General features: G+C 61.0%; 13 protein-coding genes and 1 pseudogene. 5 read left to right on the top strand and 9 right to left on the bottom strand.

What is annotated here, in order from left to right; all coding sequences use genetic code 11:
* Positions 1 to 14: 14 nt before the first annotated feature.
* The 5 genes from RVAN_RS16300 to lepB all read right to left on the bottom strand — a co-directional run bounded on the left by RVAN_RS16300 (position 15) and on the right by lepB (position 4,439).
* Positions 15 to 686: a DedA family protein gene (locus RVAN_RS16300; protein ID WP_013420805.1), complete on the bottom strand. Its 672-nt coding sequence runs from the start codon at positions 684 to 686 to the stop codon at positions 15 to 17.
* A gap of 320 nt (positions 687 to 1,006) precedes the next feature.
* Positions 1,007 to 1,732 (bottom strand): DNA repair protein RecO, encoded by a 726-nt coding sequence (recO, locus tag RVAN_RS16295; protein ID WP_013420804.1) that lies wholly within the window; start codon positions 1,730 to 1,732, stop codon positions 1,007 to 1,009.
* A 113-nt stretch (positions 1,733 to 1,845) separates the two neighbouring features.
* Positions 1,846 to 2,940, bottom strand: a complete 1,095-nt coding sequence (gene era / locus RVAN_RS16290; RefSeq protein ID WP_013420803.1) for a GTPase Era — start codon at positions 2,938 to 2,940, stop codon at positions 1,846 to 1,848.
* Positions 2,933 to 3,643, bottom strand: coding sequence for a ribonuclease III (gene rnc / locus RVAN_RS16285; RefSeq protein WP_013420802.1), 711 nt, complete (start codon positions 3,641 to 3,643; stop codon positions 2,933 to 2,935). Before rnc ends, era begins: the two co-directional genes overlap by 8 nt.
* Before the next feature lies 1 nt (position 3,644).
* Complete coding sequence (gene lepB / locus RVAN_RS16280; RefSeq protein WP_013420801.1) at positions 3,645 to 4,439, bottom strand: signal peptidase I; 795 nt, start codon at positions 4,437 to 4,439, stop codon at positions 3,645 to 3,647.
* Positions 4,440 to 4,912: 473 nt separating this feature from the next.
* On the opposite strand from lepB, the gene RVAN_RS16275 reads away from it, so the two are divergent.
* Both RVAN_RS16275 and RVAN_RS16270 read left to right on the top strand, forming a co-directional pair.
* Entirely contained in the window at positions 4,913 to 5,791 is an 879-nt protein-coding gene (locus RVAN_RS16275; RefSeq protein ID WP_013420800.1) for an outer membrane protein, read from the top strand.
* Positions 5,792 to 6,088: 297 nt separating this feature from the next.
* The gene (locus RVAN_RS16270) at positions 6,089 to 6,964 is read left to right on the top strand and encodes an outer membrane protein (RefSeq protein WP_013420799.1); all 876 of its coding nucleotides are present in this window, start codon (positions 6,089 to 6,091) and stop codon (positions 6,962 to 6,964) included.
* A gap of 255 nt (positions 6,965 to 7,219) precedes the next feature.
* On the opposite strand, the gene RVAN_RS16265 is transcribed toward RVAN_RS16270, so the two are convergent.
* The 4 genes and pseudogenes from RVAN_RS16265 to RVAN_RS16255 all read right to left on the bottom strand — a co-directional run bounded on the left by RVAN_RS16265 (position 7,220) and on the right by RVAN_RS16255 (position 11,939).
* Positions 7,220 to 8,584, bottom strand: coding sequence for a TRAP transporter large permease (locus tag RVAN_RS16265; protein ID WP_041789409.1), 1,365 nt, complete (start codon positions 8,582 to 8,584; stop codon positions 7,220 to 7,222).
* A gap of 87 nt (positions 8,585 to 8,671) precedes the next feature.
* Positions 8,672 to 9,184, bottom strand: a pseudogene (locus RVAN_RS21055) (TRAP transporter small permease); the annotation flags it as partial.
* A complete protein-coding gene (gene dctP / locus RVAN_RS16260) occupies positions 9,184 to 10,197 on the bottom strand; it encodes a TRAP transporter substrate-binding protein DctP (protein ID WP_013420797.1) in 1,014 nt (337 codons plus the stop codon). The gene dctP and the pseudogene RVAN_RS21055, both read right to left, overlap by 1 nt.
* Before the next feature lie 779 nt (positions 10,198 to 10,976).
* Positions 10,977 to 11,939 (bottom strand): LysR family transcriptional regulator, encoded by a 963-nt coding sequence (locus RVAN_RS16255; protein ID WP_013420796.1) that lies wholly within the window; start codon positions 11,937 to 11,939, stop codon positions 10,977 to 10,979.
* Between the two features lie 212 nt (positions 11,940 to 12,151).
* Between RVAN_RS16255 and RVAN_RS16250 the strand changes: the two genes are divergently transcribed.
* Genes RVAN_RS16250 through glcF form a run of 3 tightly spaced genes read left to right on the top strand, consistent with a single transcriptional unit; the run spans position 12,152 to position 16,188 of the window.
* Positions 12,152 to 13,609 carry an FAD-binding oxidoreductase gene (locus RVAN_RS16250; RefSeq protein ID WP_013420795.1) on the top strand — a complete coding sequence of 486 codons (1,458 nt, stop codon included), beginning with the start codon at positions 12,152 to 12,154 and terminating at the stop codon, positions 13,607 to 13,609.
* Positions 13,602 to 14,825 (top strand): FAD-binding protein, encoded by a 1,224-nt coding sequence (locus RVAN_RS16245; RefSeq protein WP_013420794.1) that lies wholly within the window; start codon positions 13,602 to 13,604, stop codon positions 14,823 to 14,825. Before RVAN_RS16250 ends, RVAN_RS16245 begins: the two co-directional genes overlap by 8 nt.
* Positions 14,826 to 14,829: 4 nt before the next feature.
* On the top strand, positions 14,830 to 16,188 hold the full coding sequence (glcF, locus tag RVAN_RS16240) for a glycolate oxidase subunit GlcF (RefSeq protein WP_013420793.1): 1,359 nt from the start codon (positions 14,830 to 14,832) through the stop codon (positions 16,186 to 16,188).
* The last annotated feature ends 61 nt before the right edge of the window (positions 16,189 to 16,249 follow it).

Here is a 16,249-nt window from a genome sequence, read left to right as displayed (position 1 = left end):
TGGCGCCAGAGCGCCTACTCGGCCGGGACGCTGGTTTCGTCGGGTGATGGGCGCCGCTTGCGACGATCCTTCGCACTCGTCCCCTGAACCTTGACCGCGATGATCGTGAACAGCGCCGTAAGCGCGAGCACGATAGCGGCGATGACGACCCAGCCTCCCGTGCTCACCTCGGTAAAGTCGCCGACCTCCCGGGCGAAGAAATAGCCCGGAAGCAGCATGAACGGCACCCACGCGATCGCGGACGTGACGTTCGCGATCTGGAAGGTGAGGTGACGCATCCGCATGATGCCCGCGACCAGCGGAATCGTGGACCGGACCGGGCCGAGAAAACGGCCGATGAAGATCGAAAGAAACCCGTATTTGCGGAAGAAAAGCCGCGCCCGCGCGACGCCTTCTTTTTCGCGGTTGAGCGGCCATCGATGCACCACGCTGGGGCCGATCCAGCGGCCGAACCAGTAAGTGACGGCATCGCCGAGGCACGCGCCCGCAATGGACCACAAGATGACCGTCGTGGGATCGAGCATGCCCTTCTGGATAAGACCGCCAGTGAAAAGCATGATCGCCGTGGCGGGAAAGAAAAGACCGACCAGGATCAGGGATTCGCCGAACGCGATGACGGCGAGAATTGGCCCAGCCAGATCCTTATTAACGAGGATGAATTCCTGGATACTTCCGAGGACGTCCACGAAAAACCTTTCTATGCGGCTGACCGGGCGGCTTTATTTGGTCTGTGGCGCAGGGTACGCCGTTTCTTGAGCGGCGCCCGGAAACCGGTGCGGCCAACACCCGCTGCCCACGAATAGGCCAGCGTTGCGCTGCGTGCAAAACACTAAATGGCGAAACGCGCCGCTTTCCGCAATTCAAAATGGTTGTGCACCGTCACTATAACACGAGGAAACCGTTAAGGTTGTGCTTCGAAGGTCTAAGCGTCGGCTGCGCGGCTGGCGACCGACTGTCATGCGATGGCCGCATAGGCGCAGCGGCGGTTGCCTGGAATTGCGCGGCCTCATGTCCTGCGCCGGAGCGTGCGCGCGAATTCATCTCGCGCCGTGGGCAGCGGCTTGCCGCTTTCAGCGAAGACATGCACAGCGAGAAAATGACCGGTGAGTAGCAATCCCGCTTCGATCTCCGCGTCTGACGGCGCGGCGGCGCTGGCCGCGTTCGCAAGAAAGGCGGGCAATGGAAGCAGGCGGTCCGCATAAGGTTCGCCCGCCTCGCGACAGACCGCCTGACCGGATTTCGGCGAGACGTAGATGAGGTCGTCCGCGCGCCCCGTCGCGGCGCATGTCGCGAGATTGAGGCCGAAGCCGAGTTCGTTCAGAAAGCGCAGTTCGAAGCGGATGAAGGCGGCGGGGAAACTTGCGTCGGATGCATGCGCGAGGCAGTCCTGCGCCGCGTCGTAAAGGGCGGGGTGCGGATCGCGTTCGGCCAGAACTTGCAGGAGCGCGGCCAGAGCCGTCATGCCCGCGAGCGCGGACGGATCGTCGAGCGCGTTCGCGGCGGTGGCTCGCGCGAGTTCGACGGTATAGACGCCGAGCTGGTCGTCGAGACGGGCGCGCCATTCGACGCCGAGCGTGTTTCCCGTCTGGAGGAGCGGCCGAAGACGGCGGGACCGGCCACCCTTAACCAGCCCCTTGGCTCGGCCGTTGGCGCGCGTGAAAATGTCGGCGATGACGCTCGTTTCGCCGTGCGGGCGCCCTGCGAGGAAGATGCCATCGTCAGCCCATCTCATGGCCTACCTGTTTCCTGGCCAAGGTGCTTCGCCGATGTCGACCGTCAACCGCTCGCAAAGCAGCGGATCGCCGGGGAGGCGTTCGCGAGCGTCCGTCGAAGGCGCGCGGCGCGTCATTTCTTGGGAAAATCGAGGCCCATCTCGCGATAGCGTTCGGGATCGTCGGCCCAGTTTTCCCGCACCTTCACGAACAGGAAGAGATGCACCGGCGTCTCGATGGCCTCTTCGATCTCCTTGCGCGCTTCCATGGAGATGTGCTTGATCGCCTGTCCTTTGGCCCCGAGCACAATCTTCCGCTGGCTCTCGCGCTCCACGAAAATCGTCTGCTCGATGCGCACGGCGCCCTTGCGAACGGATTTCCAGCTCGTCGTTTCGACGGTGGAGGAATACGGAATTTCCTCGTGCAGCCGGATGAACATCTTCTCGCGTGTGATTTCGGCAGCCCACTGACGCAGCGGCGCATCCGCGATCTGGTCCTCCGGGAAGAGCCACGGACCATAGGGCATGCGCGTGGCGAGAAAGCCTCGCAGATCTTCCACGCCATCGCCCGAAAGCGCCGAGATCATGAACAGACTCTCAAGCTTGAGCCGCTCGGACGCCTCGCCCGCGAGCGCCAGCAGCTTCTCCTTGTGGATCTTGTCCACCTTGTTCAGCGCCAGGATGAGCGGAATCTTGAGGTTCGCCGCTTCGTTCACGATGGGATCGACCGTGTCGTCGAAGCCGCGCGCCGCGTCCACCACGAGCACGGCGACATCCGCCTCGCGCGCCTCGGTCCAGGCGGTTTCCACCATCGCGCGGTCGAGCCGACGCTTGGGCGCGAAGATGCCCGGCGTGTCGACGAGCACGATTTGCGCCTCGCCGTCGAGCGCGATGCCGCGAACGCGCGTGCGCGTCGTCTGCGCCTTGTGCGTGACGATGGAGACTTTCGCGCCGACTAGCGCATTGACGAGCGTGGATTTGCCCGCGTTCGGCGCGCCGATCACGGCCGCGAAGCCGCAGCGGCTTCCAGCGCCCGCTGAGGGCCGTTCCCCGCTCTCCGCACCTGGCGCGGGAACCGGGCCGCCATCCTCTTCAGACAGGCGCCGACGCTCATACACGGGCACTTGCGGGCGATCTTGCTCTGCGGTGCCTGTCGCTTCGGCGGTTTCGTCCTCGACATGCTCGTTGTCTTCGAGAGCGTCAGTCTTGTTCTTCTTGTTCTCAGGCATGTTCTCGTTCCGGTTGGCCGACGCCTTCGCGCTTCAGGAGCGCTTCCGCCGCGGCCTGCTGTGCCTTCTTGAGCGACGAGCCCGTGCCGCGCTCCGGCTTCAATCCCTGCACCCTGACCTCGACCGTAAAGTTCGGCGCGTGATCGGCTCCGGAACGCTCGACCTCATGATAATCAGGCAAGCCGCGCTTCTGGCTTTGCGCGAATTCCTGAAGCGCCGTCTTGGCATCGGGGGCGGGCGGCTCGCTTGAGGCGATGAACGGCTCCCAGTGGCGATGCACGACGGTTTCCGCCGCTGCAAAACCGCCATCGACCGAAATTGCTCCCAGCAGCGCTTCCACGGCGTCGGCGAGGATAACGTCCTTCTTCCGCCCGCCGGACCGCGCCTCGCTCGGCGCCATGACGAGATGCGGGCCAAGCTCAAGCTTCAACGCCACTTCGGCGCACGTCGTCTTGCAGACGAGCGCGTTGAAATGTCGGGCCAGCTCCACCTCGCGCGCTTTGGGGAAGCGCTCGAAGAGCAGCGCGGCGATCGAAAGGCCGAGCACCCGGTCGCCCAGAAACTCCAGCCGCTCGTTGTCGCGGCCGCCCTTTTCGCTGCGCGCACTCGAATGGGTAAGGGCCTCCGCGAGAAGGCCCCGTTCCTGGAATTTATAGCCGAGCGAAGCTTCGAGCTCCTCGACGCGTGGTTTCTTGATAGGCAACTCAGTGAATCACGGTTCCGATCCGCGACCAGCGGATCTCCAGGGGCCAGCGCCAAGGGGCGAGCCAGGTCGCAGACTCGTCAAGGGAGAAGAACAGCACGCGGGCGCGGCCCACGAGGTTCTCCGAGGGAACATAGCCGATGCCGTTTCCATCGAAGAAGCGGCTGTCGGCGGAATCGTCGCGGTTGTCGCCGAGGAAAAAGTAGTGCTGCGGCGGCACGACAAACACTTCCGTGTCGTCAGCCGCGCCGAACCGACCGAGGCGGCAGGTTTCCGAAAGCTTTTGCGTCAGATAGCTGCGACCGCTCGGCAGCGTCTCGCGATACTGGTGCACCGTCTGATTCGGCCCGCATTTCGTATCCATCACCGCGTCGGGCGCGCGCTCGCGCTTCACGCCCTCGCCGTTGACATAGAGTTGCCCGCCGATCATCTGGATGCGGTCGCCGGGCAACCCGACAAGGCGCTTGATGTAATCGGTGGAATTGTCGCGAGGCGTCTTGAAGACGATGACATCGCCGCGGTTGGGATCGGACGCGAGGATCCGCCCGTTGAACATCCCCGCTCCGAAGGGGAAGGAGTATTTGCTGTAGCCGTAGCTGTATTTCGAGACGAACAGATAATCGCCGACGAGCAGCGTCGGGATCATGGAGCCGGATGGAATATTGAACGGCTGGAAAAGGAAGATGCGGATCACGATCGCGATGGCGATGGCCTGAAGAAGGACGACCGCGAGATCGTACGCACTGCTCTCCTTCTTATCCTTCTCTTGGGTCACTTCGGTTTTCACGCTCATCATTCCGGTCCGGTTCAAGTCTGACGCACCCGCGGCGCATGCGCGAGAACAAAAAGGGATGAGCGCGTTTCAACGCCAGATCGCCGCTGATTATGGGTGAGCCCGCTCAGCGCCTGATATAGCCGATGTCGCGCCGAAAGCAAGAACGAGGCGCGAATGCGCGCGCGACGAGACGCGCCCCGTCCAACCTCTCCCGCGCAGTCAGCCAAGCAACCCAAAGATAATATAAGTTGTAATTTGAGCCATTCATTGCTTTCGCACACGTCAAGATTGTTGCAAACCCGCAATAGTGGATAAAAATCATCGATACAATCTTGAGTTACATCGGATTATAAGCCCTAACTACGAGGCACAGCATGAGATTCGCTGACTGTGAGTTGGATGCATCTGTCTCGTTGTTTGGAGTGCGCGTGTCATGAGGCTTCAAGGGCCATCATCGCGCGGAGCTGAAACCTGAACCAAGACGGGGATTCATAATGAGAAAATTGAGCGCTCCGCTCCTGGGCCTTATGCTCACGAGCGCACTGGCCCTTTCGGCGCAAGCGGCGGAAATCTATCGTGGCGGCGGTCTGAAGGACGTTCCCGAAGTCATCCCGGTGCAAACCTGGACGGGCTTCTATCTCGGCGGCAACGTCGGCGGCGCCTTCGTCGACAACAACAACAAAAATCGCTGGGACGATGGCGAAGGCCCTTGGCATAACGTGTGGGAGAAAGTCGACCACAAGTGGACTGAAGTGCCGGTCTCCGATGTGGACCACTTCTGGGGCAACCGCAACAACAACGACTCCCAGTTCATCGGCGGTGTGCAGGCCGGTTTCAACTGGCAGCGCGTGGGTTCACCGCTCGTGGTGGGCTTCGAAGTTGACGCCGATTTCTCGGATAACGTCGATTATCTCGTGTCGGCACGCGGCAAGCTCGGCTTCGGCTTCCAGAACGTGCTGCTCTATGCAACGGGCGGCGGCGCGTGGATCGGCCTGAACAACGATAACAAGTTCGGCTATGACGACACCGGCTGGACGAGCGGCTGGGGCGATAATGTGGTGGATCACACCTACACCGTTTCTCGCCGCGACAACGACAAGAACTTCGCGGGCTGGGTCGTCGGTGGCGGCATCGACTTCAAGCCGGGCAGCTTCGGCCTGCTCAACATGCTCGGCTCGAATGTGAGCTTCGGCGTCCTCGGCCTGTATTACAACTTCGAGAACGCAAACAACCGCACCTGGGACGTCTATAACGACGATGGTCAATACTGGCGCTATGGCAACAGGGACAGCCTCGACTTCTGGACCGTCACAGCTCGTCTCAACTGGAACTTCGGCGGCGACTACGCCGTGGCTGCTGTTCCTCTGAAGTAGCTTCGGCGAGACGCAAATGGAAAGACCGGCCCAAAACGCCGGTCTTTTTTTGTGCTAAGGAAGCGTTTCGATGGCAAATCAGATTGGAGCTGTTGCAGGGAATCAACAGGCAGGAGGGCCTGCTATCCCATAAGTCTTTGAATTCAATGGATCTCAATCTATCCCGGTGTTCACGAGTACCCGCAAAACGTGTTGCCGCAGCATCCGCTATCTTGAGTTTAGCGGGCGGCCGTGTAAACACTCATTGAGTGTAGCGTTATCATGTCATGCAATCTAGGCGGGATAGGAGTGAGGGTTATGTCTGTTCGTGTTGTGCGAGCGAGTGCGTTGGCAGCCGGTGTGTTTGCGATCATCGGTTCTGCGAGTGCTGCGGATATTTATGGCGGCGGCGGTTATGGCGGTTACAAGGACGCGCCCATCATTGTGGCAGCGCCCGCATGGACCGGGTTCTATGTCGGTGGCCATCTCGGCGCGGCGTGGACGAATCTCGAAACCCGGCGGAATACCTACTGGGACCGCGACCCGCTTCCGACCGGTGTCGCGGCTGCTCCATACGATTACAGCACTTTCGGCGGAAATGGCCTGGGCACAACCGGTGCCTTTGGCGGTGGTCAGTTCGGCTACAACTGGCAGACCGGCGGCAATTTCGTGCTCGGCATCGAAGTGGATGTCGGCGGCCTTCAGGGCGACAACGAGCGCACTTTCGCCGCCGCGACCTATGACGGTCCTGCTCTGGATGCGATTGACCACATAGCGGTCGTTAACGTCAAATCGCAAGGCGGCATCTACGGCGATGTGACGGGCCGCCTTGGCTACGCCTGGGGCAACACGTTGCTCTATTTGAAAGGCGGCTTTGCGTGGCTTGCCACCGACCTGAAGGTGCGTGCGGCCATCACAGATATCGACGGCGAGACGGACTACTACAACCGGAGCTTTGACAACACGCTCACCGGTTGGACGGCTGGCGGCGGCTTGGAATACCAGTTCAACCCGAATTGGACCATGAAAGTCGAGTATCTTCACTTCGACTTCAGCCTCGACGACAACAACTGGCGTTGGGATGAAGGCAACAACTGGAAAATATTCAAAAACGACGTGACGGCCGATACCGTGAAGCTTGGCTTCAACTATCGCTTCGTCTCGTCGCCCGCGGCATACGTTCCGCTGAAGTAGCACCGGCGCGTGTCGGTCTACGACGACTAGGGGCAAGGGGCTCTGTACATGCATAAAGCGGAGACCGACGTGTCTCCGCTTGTGCTCATGCCGGATGCGACGTCAGGACGTGCATCATTAATGTGCCGGGAGCCGAGCAAAAGACCGAAGGTATAACAACGCGAGAGTTGTCTCTTTCAGATTTGTGCGGCGACAGCTTCAAGGCGATTCGCCGTCGCGTGGAACACCAATGGCGTGCCAGGCGACGGCGAGGTTTTAGCTGACGAAGCTCGGCAGGAACATCGCGATCTGCGGGAAGAAACAGATCAGGACGACGCCGACGAACATCAGGAATACGAAGGGAAGTGCGCCCCACATGACCGTCGAGAGCGGAATATCGGGCGCGATGTTCTTGATGACGAACAGGTTTAGGCCAACGGGCGGATGAATGAGACCCATTTCCATGACGATGGTCATCACGACGCCGAACCAGATCAGATCGAAGCCAGCGGCTCTGAGCGGCGGCAGGATGATCGGGGCCGTCATCAGAATGATCGACACCGGCGGCAGGAAGAAGCCCAGCACCACCACGAAGACGAGGATCGACGCCAGGAGTTCCCATCTCGACAGCCCGAGCGACGTCAACCACATCGCTGCGCTTTGCGAAATATGCAGATAGCTCATCACATAGGAGAACAGGAGCGAGAACCCGATAATGAGCAGGAGCATCGAGCTTTCGCGCATGGTGCCCGTAAGAATCGGCATCAGTCGCTTCGGCCGCCATACGCCGTACATCACACCGATGACGAGCAGCGCAAGGATGGCGCCGACGCCTGCGGTTTCCGATGGTGTCGCATAGCCCGCGTAGAGCACGACCATGACGCCCGCCAGGATGGTGACGAACGGCATCACCCAGGCAACCATCGTGATCTTCTGGCGCAGCGTGTAATGATCAACGTGCAGGATCGCAGCGTTTTGTGCCGCTTGCCCGCGCTCCACCGCCGCCAGCGCCTGCCGCTTTTCCCGGCTGAACTTCCACGACGCGTAGAGTGCGAAGAGCACGATCAGAAGCAGGCCGGGACCAATACCCGCCAAGAACAGCTTCCCGAGCGAAACTTCCGCAGCCACGGCATAGAGAAGCATGGTGACCGAAGGCGGAAGCAGGATGCCGAGGGTTCCGCCCGCTGCGATGATACCCGCCGCAAGACCGGGCGAGTAGCCGCGCTTGCGCATCTCCGGGATACCCGCCGACCCGATTGCCGAGCAGGTTGCGGGCGAGGAACCCGCCATGGCCGCGAAGAGGCCGCAAGCGAGTGTGTTCGCCACGCCGAGACCGCCGGGGACCTTGTGCAGCCACGCGTGCAGAGCGGAGTAGAGGTCTTTGCCTGCATCGGACCGGCCGATCGCAGCGCCCTTCAGAATGAACAGCGGGATGGCGAGCAGGATTACGTTAGCAAGTTCCTCATAGACGTTCTGCGCGATGGTATCGACCGACGCTCGCGGCATGAAAAGAAACATGAAGATCGTCGCGACCACACCCAGCGCGAACGCGATGGGAATGCCCGAGAACATGATAAGAAGCGTCGCCGAGCAGTAGGCAATGCCGATGGTCGCGGGAGAATAGCCCTGAAGCAAAGGCATCACGGGACGCTGCCACAGGACCAGCGCGGCGAATGCGGCAAGACCCAACACGAGCATGATGATCGAGCGCTCGCCTACCTGCAGCGCGAGTTGCAGCGCGAGCACCGCAAAACCGACCGTCATCACGAGATAGGGAATCCAGAGCGGAGCACCCCACGAAGACTGCGAGATCTGCCCTTCAGCCCAAGCTTCGTGGAAAAGCTCGCCCGCCTTCCACGCTACGAACGCGATGAAAATGAGCGAGACGGTGTCGATGAACACGTCCCGCGCCACTTTCGCGCGGCGTGGCAGGAAGGAGGCCAGTAGCTCGATGCCGATATGACCGCGACGCGCCTGAACGGCGGCCGCCGACAGGAACACCGCCCCGGCAACAAGAAACACCTCCATCTCATCCTGCCAGACCATGCCCTGGCCGGTGAAGTGTGATAGAAGGACGCCAACCGTCAGAACGCCCGAAGCGACGATGAGAGAAATAGACGCGAGATTGAAGAGAAGGTCGACGAACCGGCGAAAAGCACCCCGAAGGATGCTCTCGCCAGCATGATTCAGGTTCCGGTCATCCGCTAGGATGGCGTCGGAATGCAGTTCGCCAGCCGACATCAGGAAACCGCGCGCGCGCTGGCAAGGAGTTCAGCGGCTTCGGTGGACTTGGACGCGAAGTCTTTCCACGCCGTCTCTTCGGCGAGCTTGCTCCACGCCGCAAGTTCTTCCGGCTTGAGGTCGACGACCGTCTTGTTGAGGCCCGCATAAAGCTTCGCGATGGCTTCGTCGTCCTTCTTCGCCTCGACCGTGCCAAACCATTCCATTTCTTGGCCGACATCGAGGATGATCTTCTGCTGGTCGGCAGGCAACGAGTCGAAGATGTCCTTCGACATCAGGAGCGGCTCGCACATAAACCAGATGGCGCCCGTGCGGGCGGTCGTGATGGAATTGCAGAGTTCTTCAACCCGGAAGGACATAAGGCTCGTCGAAGAGGTCAGAGCGGCGTCGAGCGCGCCCGTCTGCATGCCGAGATAGATTTCGTTGGACGGCATGGTCGAAACCTGCGCGCCCGCAGCGGTCAGCATGAGGTCGAACTCGCGGCTGCCGCCACGGATTTTCAGGCCCTTCACGTCATCCGGGACGCGGATCGGCTTCTTGAGAGACGCCGCGCCGCCCGCCTGCCAGACCCAAGTGATGAACTTCACGCCCTTGGATTCGGCGATCTTGGAGAGGGACTGGCCGATCGGCGCATCCTTCCACTTCGCGCCTTGCTCATAGGACGTGACGAGAAGCGGCATCAGGCCGAGGTTCAGCGCCTGCACCTCGCTGCCGGCATAGGGCAACGGATAGAGCGAAAAATCGAGCGCGCCTTTGCGCAGCGCAGAAAACTGCGCGAACGTCTTCATGAGAGACGAGCCGGGATAGATTTCGAACTTCAGCGCGCCGTTCGTGCGCTTCTCCACCTCGGCAGCGAACCGCCGCACAAGCCGATCGCGGAAATCGCCCTGATCGATCGTGCCGCCTGGGAACTGATGAGAGATCTTCAGCGTGCGGACACCTTGCGCCCGAAGAAGCCCAGGCGCTGCTATGGAAAGGGCGGCGCCGCCGATGAATGCCCGTCTCGAAATCATGGCGTTCTCCAATTTTTGTCAGGAGGGGTCGTTCGTGCGCCTTTCTTATAGCATCCGGCCGTCGCGGGAAGGGAATCATTGCCGGTTTATACTTTGGTCTTAAACGTATGCAAAAAAGTAATAATTGAACACAAATTAGGAGAAGTAGCGGCGTTCGTTTGCGTTTTTTGCGCGAGTTTGCCGCTGCGTCCTTAAGGGTTTGCAGGAGGTTCGAGCTACGGTGCGACGTTTGTGCCCAATGTTAATTAACTAAATATTTACGAATGGAATCGGCGAGCGGGTTGATCTCTAGCGGTCAGCACAATACCTGGCAGAGAATTGATGCGGAGCATTGAAAACACTAATCCATGTGCCGCGACCAAACACACAACGCACGGGCGGCCGAGGACTGGCGTGGGCGCGAGCCAGCTTCGCGTTGCAACGACTTGTCGAGCTTGGCAGCTGGGCAAGCAGCTTCACGGGATGAAAAGGAAGCGGCGTAGAACGCTACAACTACCTACCTCATAATGATTGAATGGTCCGGTAGCACAGCCTGGTTAATCGCCCGATTGACGAAGATAGGCGTCGTGCTTCGTTTTAAGCACCACGCTGTAGCGGACAGGCGCTGCGTCCGCGACGAGAGAAGCTCTTGAAGAACCGCTGTAATTAAAAAAGAATGGGCCGTCATCGGCCTAATTTAGGCGATGGCATTCAACGCCATGCGCGGGGAAGCGCGGCCCGAGACCACGCACGCCACCTGAGCGGCGCGGTGCTGCAAGTCTCGGACGGCCTTGCCAAGGTCAAGCGTCGGCGACGGCCTGAGCGTTCACGGAGTTGGGCTTCTTTGTAGCACGTCCGCTCAGTTCCAGTCCTTCGTCCCAATATGGCGCCGGCCCATAGATGGACGCGAGAAAATCCACGAAAACGCGAAGGCGTGTCGGGATATACTGCTTGTCCGGGTAGACGGCATACACGGCGACGCCCGGTGCTTCGCGGTACTGGGGAAGCACATGGACGAGCTTTTTCGAAAGCAACTCCTCGCGGATTTGCCACGTTGCCCGAAGCGCGATGCCACAATTTGTCACGAGCGCCTGATGCACGATCTCGCTCGAATTCGTCTTGATCTCTCCAGAAAGTTTGAGCGAGACGTCGCCTTCGGGGCCTTGGACGCGCCACGTCACGTTGTTTTCGACGAGGATCTTGTGCTTCGCAAGATCGGCGAGCGTCTTCGGGGTGCCGTGCTCTTTCAGATATTCAGGCGTCGCCACGAACAACCTGCGGCACGGCGCAAGCTTTTTCGCCACGAGGCTCGAGTCGTCCAGTTCGGAAATCCGGATGGCGACGTCGATGCCTTCGCGCACGATGTCGAGCATCATGTCCGTCGCGATGATCTCGATGCTGAGGTCGGGATACTGCTTGAGAAACTGGCCGAGATACGGCGCAATATGCAGCCTGCTGAATCCGGTCGGTGCGGTGATCTTGAGCGAGCCGCCCGCGCGCTGGTGGCCAGAGGAGACGAACGCCTCCGCTTCCTGTACCGTCGCGAGAATTTGAACAACCCGCTCGTAAAAACCGCGTCCCGTCTCGGTCAACTGAAGCTGCCGGGTGGTACGATGGAAAAGTCTCGTACCAAGTCGCGTTTCGAGATGGCTAATGCGCTTGCTTACGACAGCGGGGGAAAGGTCGAGTTCGCGGCCGGCGGCTGACATGCTTCCGGCGGTCACAACTCGAGCAAAAATCTCGAGGTCTGCAATCGAAGTCACAAAACCCCTCCTCTGTCACTTTGTATACAATCTGGTCTATTTGTTACACACATAGCGTCGTTATAATTGGCCAGCTTGGGCTCCTGTCAAGCCCTTCGATGCCGTGTAACAAAAGATAATGTTCAATTGCGTAGATAATCCGGCATTGTTGGGAATGGTAGTGAGGTTGTACCCGCATTGACGTGCGGGGTTTGTCCGCAAAGGGTTATTCCATGTCCGTCATCATGCCAAAAGAGGATCTGCGCACCTTGAGCCGAAGGCAAGCGATCATATCGGGGCTGTCCGCAGCTGTCGGTAGCGGCACGCTCATAAGCGACGAAGCCGGGCTTCGGGCCTTTGAAACGGATGCCCTTACCGCCTACAGACAGCCGCCGCTAGCGGTCGTCTTGCCAAGATCGACGAGCGAGGTTGTTTCTATCGCAAGGTTTTGCAGCGAGAACTGCGTCAAATTGGTCGCCCGCGGCGCGGGTACGTCGCTTTCCGGCGGCGCGATACCGACCGGTGACGCAATTGTGATCGGCCTGTCCCGCATGAATCGGGTGCTCGACGTAAACTTTCTCGACCGTACGGCCACCGTGGAGGCAGGTATCACCAACCTTGCCATTTCCAACGCCGTTGCGCATGCGCGCTTCTTCTATGCGCCGGACCCGTCGAGCCAGCTTGCATGCACGATCGGCGGCAACATCGCGATGAATTCCGGTGGTGCGCACTGTCTGAAATACGGCGTGACCACCAATAATCTTCTCAAGCTGAAAATGGTCCTGATGGACGGCGAGGTGGTCGAACTCGGCGGCGATTTCCTGGACGGCCAGGGCTACGATTTCCTTGGCCTTGCAACCGGCTCCGAAGGGCAGTTCGGCATCGTGACCGAGGCAACCGTTCGCATTCTACCGCAGTCGGAAGGCGCGCGACCCATGCTCATCGGCTTCGATTCCGCTGAAGCCGCAGGCAATTGCGTCGCCGCCATCATCGCCGATGGTCTCATTCCGGTGGCGCTTGAATTCATGGACAAGCCAGCGATCCGCGTCTGCGAGGAGTTCGCGAAAGCGGATTATCCGCTCGACGTGGAAGCCATGCTGATCGTGGAGGTCGAAGGCTCGCCCGCCGAGATCGAGGACCAGATCGGCCGCGTCGGCGAGATCGCAAGCCGGTTCAATCCGAAGACGCTGCGTGTCAGCCAGAGCGACGCCCAATCCGCAGCCATCTGGAAAGGCCGCAAGGCCGCGTTCGGAGCGGTCGGGCGCGTCGCAGACTATTTGTGTATGGACGGCGTCATCCCGCTCGGCAAACTCGCCGAGGTACTGAAGGAGGTGGAAGCCATCGGCAACGGACACGGCCTCAGGGTCGCGAATATCTTCCACGCCGGCGACGGAAATCTCCACCCGATGATCATGTACAACGCGAATGACGAACACGAAAAAGTGATCGCCGAGCAATGCGGTTCCGACATTCTGAAGCTCTGCGTTGACGCGGGCGGGTGCCTTACTGGCGAGCATGGCGTCGGCATCGAAAAGCGCGAACTGATGCGCTATCAGTATTCCGAAGCCGAACTTCTCCAGCAGATGCGCGTCAAGGCGGCTTTCGATCCCCAATGGCTCCTGAATTACGGCAAGGTCTTCCCGCTCGATCTTCAGGAGCGCTTCGCCGCCGAGGCCCGCGCACATGCCTGACGTAACCATGCCGACAACCGAGGCGGAACTCGCCGATTTCGTCAAGGCCGCGCGAGCTTCGAGCACGCCGATCGAAGTGTGCGGCTTCCGCTCCAAGCGCGAGGCCGGGCGTCCGGCAAACTGCGCCGCCCTGGTCTCAACCGCGCGGCTGGGCGGCATAGTGTTCTACGAACCATCGGAACTCGTCGTGCGGGCGCGTGCTGGCACGCCGCTTCACGAACTCGAAGCCACGCTGGCGCGGAAAAATCAGGAACTGGCTTTCGAGCCGACCGACCTTTCCCGCATCTACGGCAAGGACTCGATGGCCGCGAGCCTCGGCTCGGTGGCGGCGATGAACATTTCCGGGCCTCGCCGCATTCTCAAAGGTGCGGCCCGCGATTACCTGCTGGGGCTTCGCGCCATCAACGGAGAGGGCGAGACCATCAACGCAGGCGGACGCGTCATGAAGAATGTGACCGGAGTAGACCTCACGCGCGGCCTTTGCGGCTCATGGGGGACGCTTGCGGTTATCACGGAATTGACCTTCAAGGTGCTGCCCAAGGCGCCGGAGACGCGCACCGTGTTTTTCGTCGGTCTCGCGGACGAAGCCGCCGTCGGCGTGATGAGCGCGGCCATGGGCACGCCTTACGAGGTTTCCGGCACGATCCACCTTCACGGCGCGCTCGTCGCGCGGCTCACCGATCCCGAGATAGCACCCGCGAAGACCGCACTCACCGCGCTCAGGCTTGAGGGGAGCCCGCAGAGCCTCGCGCACCGTGTGGAGCGGCTGCGGCGTCTGTTGTCGCCCTTCGGCGAATCCTACGAACTCGACCACGAGCGTTCGCGTTACCTTTGGGCGGATGTCCGCTCGCTGGCTTTTCTCTCCGCGCAATTCGACCGGCCGCTCTGGCGAATTTCCGTCGCGCCGTCCAAGGCCGCGCCTGTCGTCCGGGCGCTGTCCGCGTTCCTCGACGTCCGCGCTGCCTATGAATGGTCGGGCGGGCTGCTTTGGCTCGAACTGCCGCCCTCCGCCGACGCGAGCGTGACCGACGTGCGCCGCGTGCTGGCCGAATACGACGCGGATTCGATGCTCATGCGCGCGCCCCGCTCGGTGCGCTCCGGCATCGAGGTTTTCCACCCGCAGCCTGTCGCCAAGATGAACCTCGTGCGTGCGCTGAAGAAGTCGTTCGATCCTGCGGGAATTCTTAACCCCGGGCGGATGTACGCGGGAGTTTGAGCGCATGGAAACGAACTTCACCCTCGCGCAGCTTCGCGATCCCCGCATGAAGGAGGCCGACGCCATCCTTCGCAAATGCGTGCATTGCGGGTTCTGCATCGCGACATGCCCGACTTATCTGATGCTCGGCGACGAGCGCGACAGCCCGCGCGGGCGCATCTATCTCATCAAGACGATGCTCGAAGGCAAGGCCACGCCGAAGCAGATACGCCCGCATATCGATCGCTGCCTCTCGTGCTATTCGTGCATGACGACTTGCCCGAGCGGCGTGGACTATCGGCACCTGTCCGATTATGCGCGCCAGATCATCGAGACATCTTCCACCCGCGCGCCGGGAGACGAGGCGATCCGCAAGCTCATCCGCACGGTGCTGCCCTATCCGAAGCGGTTCCGCACCGCGCTCGCCGGTGTTTTCCTCGCGCTTCCCTTCCGGCGGCTGCTGATGCGTTCCCGCTTCAAGACCATCGGCGCGATGCTGAGCCTTGCCCCACGAAGCCGCGTCAGGAGCGGCGTCTATACCCATGCGGAGACGGTGAAGACGGAGAAGCCGCGCCGTGGCCGCGTCTTGCTGCTGCGTGGCTGCGTGCAGCGCGTGCTGAAGCCGGGCATCAACGATTCGACCGTGCGCTTCCTGAACCACATCGGTTATGACGTGGTGCTTTCGGAAGGCGAGGGCTGTTGCGGCTCGCTCACGCTGCACATGGGCAAGGAGGCCGAGGCGAAGGCGCTCGCGAAGGTCAACATCGACGTGTGGCACGACGCCCGCAAGAATGGTCCCATCGACGCCATCGTCATCAACGCATCGGGCTGCGGTTCGACCGTGAAAGATTACGCGCATCTGTTCGCCGACGATCCGGCCTATGCGGACAAGGCGCGCTATGTTTCGAGCTTGGCGAAGGATGTTTCCGAGTTTGCGGCCTTGCAGAAGATCGACGCACCCGTCGGCTGGAGCGACATACGCGTCGCCTATCAATCGTCGTGCTCGATGCAGCATGGCCAGCGCGTGATCGAGGAACCGCGTCAACTTCTGCGCAACGCGGGCTTTACCGTCGTTGAAATCCCGGAAGGGCACATTTGCTGCGGCTCGGCGGGCACCTACAACATGCTTCAGCCGGATCTCGCGAAGGAACTCAGGGAGCGCAAGCTTCAGGCCATCGCGAGCGTGAAACCCGATGTCGTGGCGAGCGGCAATGTGGGCTGCATCAGCCAGCTCGCGGGGCCGTTCCCCATCGTGCATACCGTGGAGCTTCTGGACTGGGCGTATGGCGGGCCATGCCCCGAGCCGCTGAAGCATCTCGAAAGCCGCGTCCGGCCGCTTCCGCGCGAGGGTGAAAGCGTCGAAGCGGAGGGCGCGCTTGCATAAGGTGCTTGGGCGAAGCTGGGCGGATTACCAAACGCGATTCAGTGAAACGTGATAGGCTCCC

It is taken from the genome of Rhodomicrobium vannielii ATCC 17100 (assembly GCF_000166055.1).
GTDB classification, from domain to species: domain Bacteria; phylum Pseudomonadota; class Alphaproteobacteria; order Rhizobiales; family Rhodomicrobiaceae; genus Rhodomicrobium; species Rhodomicrobium vannielii.
The sequence above is the reverse complement of the archived record's forward strand: the minus strand, read 5'-3'. Positions and strand labels throughout refer to the sequence as shown.